At 40.5% G+C, this 12,029-nt stretch carries 4 protein-coding genes; 1 reads left to right on the forward strand and 3 read right to left on the reverse strand.

Annotated elements, in window-relative coordinates; translation table 11 throughout:
• Positions 1-24 precede the first annotated feature (24 nt).
• Complete coding sequence (locus PHU20_RS03950) at positions 25-1,584, reverse strand: RagB/SusD family nutrient uptake outer membrane protein (protein WP_274824041.1); 1,560 nt, start codon at positions 1,582-1,584, stop codon at positions 25-27.
• A 12-nt stretch (positions 1,585-1,596) separates the two neighbouring features.
• Positions 1,597-4,653 carry a SusC/RagA family TonB-linked outer membrane protein gene (locus PHU20_RS03955; RefSeq protein ID WP_274824042.1) on the reverse strand — a complete coding sequence of 1,019 codons (3,057 nt, stop codon included), beginning with the start codon at positions 4,651-4,653 and terminating at the stop codon, positions 1,597-1,599.
• A 323-nt stretch (positions 4,654-4,976) separates the two neighbouring features.
• Here PHU20_RS03955 and PHU20_RS03960 point away from each other — a divergent pair, with 323 nt between their 5' ends.
• On the forward strand, positions 4,977-9,083 hold the full coding sequence (locus PHU20_RS03960; RefSeq protein WP_274824043.1) for a hybrid sensor histidine kinase/response regulator transcription factor: 4,107 nt from the start codon (positions 4,977-4,979) through the stop codon (positions 9,081-9,083).
• A 191-nt stretch (positions 9,084-9,274) separates the two neighbouring features.
• Here PHU20_RS03960 and PHU20_RS03965 read toward each other — a convergent pair whose 3' ends face one another.
• Positions 9,275-12,028, reverse strand: coding sequence for an endo-acting ulvan lysase-like protein (locus PHU20_RS03965; RefSeq protein WP_274824044.1), 2,754 nt, complete (start codon positions 12,026-12,028; stop codon positions 9,275-9,277).
• Between the last annotated feature and the right edge of the window lies 1 nt (position 12,029).

The following is a 12,029-nucleotide window of genomic DNA, read 5'->3' on the forward strand; positions in this document are numbered from 1 at the left end:
CATGGAAGTAACTTAATTTTGAAATTATCTGTACCCATTATTGGTGGGATCCGACTCCAATAGATTCGGATTTAACTCCAACTGATTCTGTGGAATGGGCAATAGTACATGGTACGGCTGAATATTTGCTGCAGGATTGTTCCAAGCCCGATGTTCTACCGTTTTCACAACGTCTAACAAGATGCCCCAACGAATAAGATCCATTCGGCGATGCCCTTCGGCACTCAACTCAAACTTCCGTTCATCATACATGGCTTCCCTGAACTGGGATTGTGACATTCCTGACCAAGGTTGATCTGGCTCAAAAGCGCGTTCCCTGACCTTGTTTACATAGGCGTAGGCGTTATCTGGGCCATTAGCTTCATTTTCGGCTTCTGCTGCCATCAGATAGACGTCCGCCAATCGAAATACGATAAAGTTTTCAGGGTGGTCTTCACGCAATGAAGTTTCTTGATCTAAATTCCAATTTTTACGGAAGTACGGGAAAGATAATTTCCATCCCAAATATTCGGTAACAATGGTCGCATCATATCGCAAATCACCATCTTGCCAATTTTCCCTTAGTGCAAATTCAGGCAAGGGAACCGACCAGCCATAACCGGTCATATCTTCGCTACGGGAGCGCAATAGGTCCTGGAAAATTTGAACTTTGGTACCCGATACCCCGTCTACAATGGTATCGTTATTTCGGCCTGCCGGTTCATCCCTAATACGCGGATTGTAATCATCTGTCCTCGTCGTATTCAAGGGCGAACCAAGATCCGCTTCAAAATCAACAACAAAAATATATTCATCGTTATATTGGGCATCTGGATCTGATTGATCGAAGACATCGGCATAGTTATCCAGAAGTGAATGTGGACTTTGATCGATCACTATATCACATTCTGCCTTTGCCAATTCCCATTCTTGATCAAAAAGATGATATTTCGCCTTAAGTGTTGCAGCGGCCCATTTGGTGGCCCTTCCCAAACTACTTCCCGAATAGGAGCTGGGCAACAGATCGAATGCCCGCGCCAAATCCGATTTCATGGCACTTCTGATTTCGGCTTTTGGCGTTCTACCTAAAACCGATCTTTCCAAAACAGGCAGTTGCTCTGTGTAAAAAGGCACATCGCCCCATAGATTGGTCAAGTGAAAATAGGCCAATGCCCTAAGAAAAAGCAGTTCTCCCAGCCTTTGGTCCCTGGCATCTTCCGACAAATTTTCATTTCCCTCAATATTCGTAATAAATTCCGTAGTGTTGTTCACCACCCGATATAACTGGATCCACGTCCCATTACCGTCGGCAGTGCCTTCTTGGACCAGGTAATTGTGAATAGATCCATTGACATCCCTACTCGCAGCCTGAATATCTGCCATACTGGTGTAGTAATTGTCCAACCCACGCTGGCGGTAAAGATTGTTATTATGGTATAGGTTGTAGACACCATTAACGGCCAATTCAGCCTCCTTATCATTCGTGAAAAAATTATCCGGGGTAATTTCGTCCCGTAAATCCTCTTCCAGGAAATCGTCACATGAGCCTAGCACAAAAAGGCCCATAAGCAATATTAAAAATCTGTTCTTTATAATAGCTTTCATATCGGTTTTTTTTTAAAATTGTACTTTTACACCTAGGGTTATGGTTTTCGCATACGGATATTGCCCAGCTGCAAAACCTTGAGAGACAGAACCGAACCCACTAGAGGCTGTAAAATTGTTCACTTCGGGATCTCCTAAAGTAAAGTCTGACCAAAGGAAAAGATTCGTTCCGGTAACATACACGCTCAAGTCACTGAACACATCACCAAGACTACCTGATTCCAAAGGAAAATTATAGTTTAAAGTCAACGTTTTCAACCGTAAGTAAGAGCCATCCTCAATATTCAAACTACTATTTGGGTTAAAGAGACTGTTCGATGGTCCTGCCCTTGGAATATCGGAGGTTTCATTGACACCCTCAATCCAACGATTCAAAACAATGGGATCCAAATTTTGTTCGCCCCTTCCAAAATAGGCCGTTTGACTACGGATATTGAAAATTTCGGCCCCATAACTCCCATGGAAAAACAAATCGAGGGACAGGTTTTTATAGGTAAACGTATTTCTGAACCCTCCATAAAATTCAGGGACAGGGCTACCCAACACCACAAAATCCTCATCGTTGATATTTGAGTCCCCATTTACATCTTCATAGCGGGGACCTCCGATAAATGACCTTCCTTCCCTTCCATCGGCAATAATCTCATCGGCCGTCTTATAGGTGCCCAAATATCTTGCCCCAACGAAAGTAGGCAAAGCCTCACCCACGATCAACCTTGCGGAATTACCCCCTTGATTCCCTGTGGACTGTAAGGAAATATACTCTTGCCCATCCAATTCCAATATTTCACTTTTGTTGGAAGATATACTTAGGTTGGACTCCCAAGTAAAGTTTTCGTTCTGTACATTGATGGTATTAACACTGAATTCAAATCCACTGTTCTCCACTGAACCTAAATTCTGTAATTGGGAAGTTGAATTGGCTCCTACCTGCCCGGACAATGCAACCGACAGTAATAGGTCTTCCGTTGTCTTTTTATAATAATCGGCCTCAAAAGTAAGCCTATGGTCGAATAAGGCCAATTCCAACCCTAAATCCAACTGTTTAGTGGTTTCCCAAGTTAAACCACTACTGGGTACTTCCCCAACGAGAACTCCGTTTACCAAAGAACCGTTAAAGACCGTCGTAGTATTGGCATAGGTCGCAATAGAGTTATAAGCATCTACCCCTTGTTCCCCGACAATACCGTAACTACCCCTTACCTTAAATCGGTTTATGACCTTGGAATCGGCTATGAAATTTTCCTCATCCACATTCCAAGCGACACCTACTGAAGGGAAAAAAGCATATTTATTTCCTGTTTCAAATACGGATGACCCATCGTACCTACCCACCAAAGTAAGCAAGTACTTACTTTTATAACCATAGTTCACACGACCAAGAAAAGATGATAAGGTCCGTTGCCCATAGCCAGAACCCACAGTTGCGGTTTCTGCATCACCCAAGGCCAGATTATTGAACGACACCACGTCGTTCGGAAAATTATCGGCTTCCGAATAGGTACTTTCGTTATTATCCTTTTGCCAAGTAAAACCTCCCAGCACCTTTATCGAATGATCTTCTAAACCTAAATCGTAATTTATGGTATTCTCGTTCAATAAACTTTTGGTGAAATTGGTATTGATCCTGCCATATCCACCACTACCTGCATTTGAGCGTTCGGGCAAAATCCCCGGCAAATAATTGTTTTGCTTAACATAGTTCAACTGAGCTCCAAAAGTAGATTTAAAGGATAGGTTTTTGGTCAACTTATATTCAACATAGGCATTGGTGATGATCTGAGTGACCAAATCATGATCCACGCGCAATTGTATATCCGCTTCCGGGTTACGTTCCAACCCGGCACTTATGGGATTTTCAAAAGAGAAACTCCCGTCTTCCAGATATACAGGGCGTATGGGCAAGACGCTGGAAACAATATTACTGTAATTCACTTTATTGTTCTCAATTTTATAGTGCGTTATATTGGAACGTATACCCGTCTTAAACCTATCTGAAAGCTTAACATCCAAATTGGTCCTAAAATTAACCCTCTCAAGACCAGACCCCCTAAGCAATCCTTTTTGGTTGAAGTAGTTTCCTGAAATAAAGTAGTTGGTATTTTCAGAATTTCCGGTGATAGACACATCCGTATTGGAGATAGTTCCCGTTTGTTCCACCAGATCCAACCAATCTGTGGTGGTCGTATTTTCCGGATCCAAAACCAACGGCAAGCTGGTGTCGGTATACCCAAAACCATCCGGGCCGGGCACGAACTGATACGATTCATTTTTGTAATCGATAAAATCCTTTCCTCCTAGAATATTGATCCGATTAGCGGTTTCTTGTATACTCTGGTAATGGTTAATGGCAATTACCGGTTTACCGGGAGCCATACCTTTACCGTTTTTGGTCGTGATCAAAACAACACCTGAGGCCCCTCGCGTACCATAAATGGACAGAGCGGTCGCATCTTTCAATATTTGGATGGATTCAATATCGTTAACATTGATGGTATTGAGGTTAAATCCGGTACCGGCAATAAAGCCATCAACAACGAACAATGGGTCGTTGTTACCATTTATAGAACTATTTCCCCTAATACGTATTGTTGCACCGGAACCCGGCGTTCCATTGTTAGAGGTAACCTCGACCCCTGTGGCCCGCCCCTGTAAGGCCTGATCTACCCTTGCCACCGGTTGATTCTCCAAAACATCCGATTTTACCGAGGAAACAGAGGAAACCAAATCCTTTTTGGTTGAGGTACCATATCCTATGACCACCACCTCATCCAAAAGGGAGACATCTTCCTGCAAAACGATATCAATCGTTGTCGCCACCCCTACCTGAACACTTTGAGCAATATAGCCCAAATACCTAAATTCCAGAACGGACCCTTCAGAAGCGGAAATAGTGTAATTCCCATCAAAATCCGCCACCGTTCCCGTATTAGTCCCCTTGACTAACACACTCACCCCCGGAAGGGGTTGGCCAGTTTCATCAGTAACCGTTCCGCTTATAATTTGCTGTGCTTGAAGCGACACAATACTGAAAAACAGCAGTAACAATAAAATTCTCTTTAATTCCATATTGGTATATGTTGGTTAATATTTAATACGATTATGCCTATACAATCGAGATAGCGTAAATATAAAATGAGACACGGAACAATAAATCCCTATTTGGTGTAATTATGTTGCACCCCCTTGTTTTAAAGGCTTAATTAGCCTAATTTGCAACATTATTGCCCTAAATCCTATACATTAGGAACCTTTCTACGCACGCATTGCTACTTATATTTAGTAAACCTTAAAATAATACCAGTGTAAAACCAATAAACCCATAAGGGACAAACGGATCCAACCTTAAAATGCTTAACGGTAGCAACCCAATTCCCTTAATGTCAAACCTTATGAAATACCCAACCAGCCATTTTATTATCATCTTACTATTCCACATCGCCGGTTTGGCCCAGATGAATAGTACATACCTTCATAAATTGAACATAGAGGGTATACCCTTTAATAAAAAGACCAATGTTGTTTTTGAGGACCATTTGGGATTTTTATGGCTGGGCACGGACAGTGGACTCTACCGATATGATGGCCATTCCATTGTAGAGCATCAATACGACGTTTTTAATAAACACTCCATTCCCAACAACAGCATTAACTCAATCGTTGAGGATGATCTCGGAAATCTATGGATAGGCAGTGAAAGTTACTTGATATGCTACACTAGAAAATCCAATAAATTCATAGGGTATTACAAAAACAATACTTCCAAGGTCTTGGGCAAATCATCAGATGGAATAATCTGGGCCAATTTATGGAATACAGGAGTTGTAAAAATAATCCCCGATGAAAATCCGGAGCATATTGAATTCCAAACGGATTTCAATTACAAACAGGACAATAACATATGGGCCAATGACAGACAGATCAATCAGGTGTCCGAAGATCATTATGGCCGAATTTGGTTGGCCACGCCCAATGGTATACTTCATTTTGGCGACAACGGAACATTGATCGAAACGGGATTTAATGAAAACACCCAAATCCTGACCAGGATAAAAAACAACACTTTTATCGCATGTACCGATGAAGGCCTATATATTTTAGGATATGGCAAGGACCATAACCGATTGGAAATATTGGAAACATATACCGATTTTCCATGTAAAAGCTTCCTGCTTAACGAATTTACCGCCATTGTGCAGGAAGATGGGGCCGCTACCCTTTGGATCGGAACCCAGTTTGGCCTAATTAAGGGGGTACGCAAAAACAATAAATATGCTTTTGTAAATATCAATAACCCAAATATTCAGAACGTACCTTCCGAACGTAGAATCAATTCACTCGAACTAGATCGGTACAATAACCTTTGGATTGCAACAAATAAGGGGGTAATTAAATATATAGGAAGGACTCCCATTTTCGAATATACGGGTATCGGTGATGATCTAACCAATTTCTTTCCACAAACATTAATCAAGGAGAATAGCCGGGAAATGCTCTTGACCATTAATCAAAAAGGACTTTACCGATATCACAAAAAACGAAGGACCAACACCTTACTACTAGCTACCGATGAAAATTCCTCCTATATAAAAAAAGATTACCAAAATGAAGAACTTTTGATCGGGTTTGGCAGGTTTCTATTAAAAACAAAAAACTACAACCAGAAAAAAGGTCTTTTGGAGGTTGATACGATACAAAAGTTCACCAAAGACATAAAAGATATTATTCCCCTGAATAAGAACGAAATATGGGTAGGCCTATGGGGTGGCGGGATAAAAATCGTGAATACAGAGACGGATATTTCCGATTTCAAATCAAAAACCATGTTACACTTCTTGGGAATGAATGTTTCGGTAATGCATCTGGACAAACTGCAAAACATATGGATAGGAACAAGGGGGGACGGACTTTTCAAAGTTGATTTGAATAATGAGGAAATAAAAACCTTTAACCCATCTGTCAATGACGGTCTTTCATCCAATGCCATTCTTAGTCTGTTGGAAACAGGCCAAGGAAATATGTGGATCGGCACAAGAGGTGGCGGTTTAAATTATTATGACAGTCAATACCAGACCATAAAATCTTTTGGTAAAAAGGAAGGATTGCTCTCTACCACCATTTCCAGTATTGAAATGGACAAATCGGGCAATTTATGGTTGAGCACACATGGGGGTATTTCCCGCTTTAACATCGCAAATGAAAAATTCGTGAATTTTGGAATCGAAGATGGTTTGGCCGAAAGTCATTTCATTTTTAATTCACATACCGCTGACGAAGATGGAACGCTATATTTTGGATGCCCTGGTGGTTTCTATACCGTAAACGCTAAAAATTTTAAAAAATCATACCAACTCCCCAATACCATAATCACCAACTTTACGATTCTAGGGGATAAGAACAAAAAAATCGATACCGGACAATTTCCTTCAGAAGTACTCCCAACAAATACCATCAATAAAATAGAATTACCGTATAATTACAATAACATCGCCATTGAATTCTCTTCCTTGGATTTTACCGCTCCCAACAAAAATGAATACGCCTATATGTTGGAAGGAATAAATGATACATGGCACTATACCAAAGCATCCAATAGAAATGCAAACTACAACGACCTTTCCCCTGGGGCCTATACCTTTAAGGTAATAAGCTCCAATAGTGATGGTGTATGGAACGAGACCCCAACTATAGTACAATTTGAAATCACACCTCCTTTTTGGAGACAAACAACAGCGCATATTATCTATGGAATCCTTTTAATGATCACGGTCTTTATCTGTACCTATTTAATTAAACGATGGTATAAATTAAAAAAGAACTTAGTGGCCGAAACGATCAGTAGGGAAAAAGACAATGAACACAATAGGATGAAAATGATTTTTTTCACCGATATTTCCCACGAACTACGGACTCCATTATCACTGATTTCCGGAACTATTGAAAAAGTAGTCAAGGAAAAGAACTTCGCTTTAAGTCCACTTACGGCCCAACGCATCTATAACAATACACTAAGAATGCAACGCTTGATAAATCAAATCATGGACATTCGTAAATTCGACGTAGGTAAATTCAACCTAAGTATTTCAAAAAATGATATTGTAAAAGACATAAGTATCATAAAGGATAGTTTCAATGACTTTGCGAGAATTTATGAAATTCAATATGATTTTATTTGTAATGAACCAATAATCAAAGGTTGGTATGATGTAGACATTTTGGAAAAAATGCTCTTTAACCTGCTTTCAAACGCCTTTAAATTCACCAAGGAAAAAGGAGTTATTCGGGTATCATTGGAGATCGCAACAAAGGAAGACCCTAAAGCAAACTCACTTGATTTAGATAAAAATACCTATATAAAATGTGCTGTCAGGGATAATGGTATGGGAATCCCTAAAAAGGATTTACCCTATATTTTTGATCGATATTACCAAGCTACCAAATCCTATAGTAACCAAATCCCGGGTACTGGGGTCGGAATGGAACTCGTACACAAATTAATTGTCAGGCATCAAGGACTGATAATGGTCGATAGTGAAGAAAATGTATTTACGGAATTTACATTTTATCTTCCTATCAATAAAAGTAAATACCCTAAAAGCGAGCGTTTAAAACAAGGTATGCCTTTAAAAAGGAAATTCATACAAAACTCTGAATATCAAGTAATCCAAGAAGTATCAAGTGAGTTTGAGTCTAAACAGAATACAAAAAAATCCACTAAACAAACCATATTGTTGGTTGAAGACAATGAGGATTTAAGAACCATGATCAAGGAGGAATTGACTACTGATTTTAACGTAATGGAAGCCTCGAACGGTAAAGTTGGGTATGAAATGGTTTTAAAAGAAATGCCTTCACTTATCATCAGTGATATTTTAATGCCCATAGAAGATGGCATCACTATGCTAGAACGTATTAAAAAGAAGGATGAAACCAATAACATTCCAATTTTCATGTTAACTGCAAAACACGCTGAAGAAACCAAGATAAAATGTCTTAGTCTAGGCGCAGATGATTATATAGAAAAACCTTTTAGCTTGGAGTTTGTAAAATGGAAAGTAAAAAATGCACTGGGAACCAGAAAAGAACTCAAAGAAAAATACAGTAAAATAATCACTCCGGAACCTTCAGAAATCGAAATTGATTCCAACGATGAAAAATTCATTAAGAAACTCATTATGATCATAGAGGAATCGATGACGGATAATTTATTGAGCGTTGAATATTTAGCTTCGGAGATAGGTATGAGTAGGGCTAATTTATACAGGAAAATCAAGGCCATTGCAAATGATACTCCTGTAAATTTCATTAAAAAAATCAAATTGAAAAGAGCCGCTCAGTTACTAAAAACCAATAACATGTACATTTCAGAAGTAGCTTATATGACCGGGTTTAACAATCAGAAATATTTTGGGAAGTGCTTTCAAAAGGAGTACCAAATGAGTCCTACCGAGTATATCAAAAAACACACAAGTCGGAAAGAGGAAGTTTTAATCGACTAAAAAAACGAATAAAGGCAGTACCACAGTATGGATAAAAGGGATACGAATAAAAAAACCCAATTTAATAAGCGGGGCTTTAGTTAGTATGACTAAGGTTCCAAAATGTCGGCATTGTGCCCACGACGAATAAAAAGGGCATGTGTCAACCATAAAATGGGACCTTGACATTCTCACCGATGGTACTGATGAACTTATTCTATAGATCGATAAGGCCCCACACCAAACTGCTTTTCTTCCTTATCACTTTTAAGCGTAACCGGAACTTCGTTGTGTAGGTATAATCCCCCCTCTTTCTGTTCTAAAACCACATTCCCTTTTTCAGAAGCCATAAGGGTAAGTCCGTTTGCTTCCAAGGTAGTTCCATTGCCCATAAAAAGGATGAAATCCCCATTTTTTTGTTTGCCGATCAAGGCATAGGTTGCATCGGTCAACGTTCCTTTATATTTAGCCGTTTGGTTTTTCGTTGATGAGAAAACCAAATCTTCCCTTCCGGATTTATGCTTTATGTGCAATCCCACGAAATCACTACTGCCATTTTCATCATCAAAGGACTTGATACTCGCGATACTTTTCCCTTCACTGGCCGTAAACGGCTCGTATACCGATGCAAAAGGATGCTCCCAAGCTTCCCCATGCTGCCTTGCCGCCAAGGTCAAATACGGCGCCTTATCCACTTCGTAAGGCAAGCCATGATCCCCTTTAAAAGCTTTGTTCGGTGGCGATTTTATGGAGAACACCTCCCGTCCCTCGGTGCCTTTCATCCATAGGTTCATAAATACGTCATCTTTTCCGTCGGGCATATCGATCTTCCATTCTGCCTGATAATCGCTCTGGGTACGCACCGATTTTTTATCCCACATATAATCAAAGGCATATAAATGTCCGCCTGCAAAGCCCATTTCCTCACTGGGCGTAAGTTTTAGCGGGTTTCCATTCGTATCACTTATTTGCATACTTTGACCTAGATTATGATAAAAATAATCGTGGAATTTATCGCCTTTTCGTTGTTTTTTGGAACGGAATATATCAACATAATACCCGGTGGTCTCCCCCGTTTTCACGATACTGACCAGTCTGCTTTGATCACTTTGGGTCTCGGGTTCCAAAAAGTAAACATCGGAATACGTAATGGCTTTATAAAAGCCTTGTTTTTGCTCTGATTTCGGGTATTGTCCCATTAGATCGAAGGCATGGTAGCTCAACATCTCGGTGTAGGAAGAAACCCCATCGACCATGACGGTATTATGTGCAGGAAACTGGGAGTAATACTCTAGATAAATGGGTTGAAGATAGCCCGCTCCCTTACCCGGATCGGCACCTTGTATAAAACCTTTTCCATACAGTTCCATATTGATACCATTGGCATGCATATGGTTTCCGAGTGAAGCGTTCAGGGACACCATCATCCCATCCTTGCCCGTACCCATGCGCTGTACATGCCAACTTACATTCGGTGCATAAAAAGTTTGGGTGATATAATCCTGTAGGTCACCCTTTTTATATTTGGGATCCAATTCCAAAGGTTTGCTGGCAAAAAATGAAGCAATAGTTGCCCTTACCTTTCTTCCTTTTCCCGAACCTTCCGCATTTTGGGCAAATAACCGATACATGCCGGTAAATTCTTCTTCGAGCTCCTTGTCATTGTTTTTTTGTGCAATACGGATCATATCACTCATCGCTTCGACATAAAGTGGCCCATAATTGGAATCCCCAAATGCAACGGTCTGTCCGTTGGGAAATAAATATTGTGGAAGCATTTTAACCGCTTTGGGCATTACCGGGGTATAGGGTAAAAGATTATGATCGAACGTGTTGTCGAAATCCCTGATAAAATTGGTCAGGTCTTTGGTAACCCCTTGTGAGTAGCCCGGACATTCTGCCCATACCCCATTGGTTTCATCGTAACCATAATCGATGAACTTGGTCAAGGACCATTGTCTTGCCGAAGTAACGTTCAAAATATAATCGATATAGTACTCCCGACCTTTTCCGTCCTCATACTCATCGTTATCACGCAGTACCATGGCTGCTTTTAAAATGATCTTTGCTTGATGCAGGTTCCAATTGTTTTGGGGCACACCGTTTTTAATGATCTGATCGGTCCATCTTTTGATCGTGGTATCATACATATCGATTTTATCGGGATGGTTTGCTTCAATGTATGGATGCAAAAAATCATAAAGTTCAGCAATTTCCCGAAGGACGTTCTCATGTATTACCTGGAAATTCGTAAACCCAACCAGGGTTTGGATATGTCCGTTCAGTAGATCGATCGGTTCACTGCGGTACGACATCCCTTCCATATACGTATGGAAGATATCATATGAAAATTCAGCGAAACGCCTATCGCCCTCCACCCAATGGACAAATGCCGCATCTCTGGCCAATCCTATGATTTCCTCATTTATCGAATAGATAATACGCCCTGTTTTGGAAATTTCGACCCATTCAAAAGGGTTGCCTTCCTTACTCCTATTCGGCAGATATAATCCACGGGGATCATCCATATAAGGCAACACCTCTTCAAGTTTGGGTTTGCCATAAGGGGTCGTATAATCCCTGGAACCCACGAAGCGCACCGTAGGCACGGGTGCTTCCCCATCTGCATGGGAATAGTTTATTCCATTGACATAAATGTTGGTCGCCTTGGTCTTCCAATACATCTGTAAACGGGATACCATCCATTCCGGGTCATCTACATGACGCCCCACGTGTGCATCGATACGATTGTGGATACCGGTCAAGACCTCTTGGGCCCAGTCTTCTTTCTTAATGGTCTTTTGAAGCCCCTTTTTACCCTCTTGGGTAATGTACAATCGAGGATACCCTTCCTCCTGATTTTCAGGAAGCGGAATAAGGTTATCCGATTGTGCTTTGGTATAAAAACCCATGAAACAAAACAGTACCACAACTAATCCATTTATATACTTGATATTCCCTTGCATT

Origin of the sequence: Maribacter polysaccharolyticus, assembly GCF_028882255.1 — a bacterium.
In the GTDB taxonomy this organism is placed as follows: Bacteria; Bacteroidota; Bacteroidia; order Flavobacteriales; family Flavobacteriaceae; genus Maribacter_A; species Maribacter_A polysaccharolyticus.